The sequence below is a fragment of the Vogesella mureinivorans genome (genome assembly GCF_007644035.1).
Lineage (GTDB): Bacteria > Pseudomonadota > Gammaproteobacteria > Burkholderiales > Chromobacteriaceae > Vogesella > Vogesella mureinivorans.
In genome coordinates this window covers 1-254 of record NZ_VMTV02000986.1, presented here as the reverse complement: position 1 = coordinate 254, position 254 = coordinate 1, and the positions used below count along the sequence as shown (strand labels likewise).

The 254-nt window shown below is 72.4% G+C and carries 1 protein-coding gene; it reads left to right on the top strand.

Annotated elements, in window-relative coordinates; translation table 11 throughout:
• A partial coding sequence (locus FLQ44_RS21820) for an ATP-binding cassette domain-containing protein (protein WP_147696047.1) occupies positions 1-254 on the top strand: 254 nt, incomplete at both ends.

Here is a 254-nt window from a genome sequence, read left to right as displayed (position 1 = left end):
ACCGCCATCCGCACGCCTTCTCGGGCGGCCAGCGCCAGCGCATCGCCATCGCCCGCGCGCTGATGCTCGAACCCGAGCTGCTGGTCTGCGACGAAGCGGTCAGCGCGCTGGACGCGATCAGCCGCCGCCAGGTTCTGGGCCTGCTGCGCGACCTGCAGCGCGCGCGGGGCTTGAGCCTGCTGTTCATCACCCATGATCCGGGCGCGGCCGCGGCCCTGGCGCAGCGCTGTGCGGTGATGTTCGAAGGCAGGGTG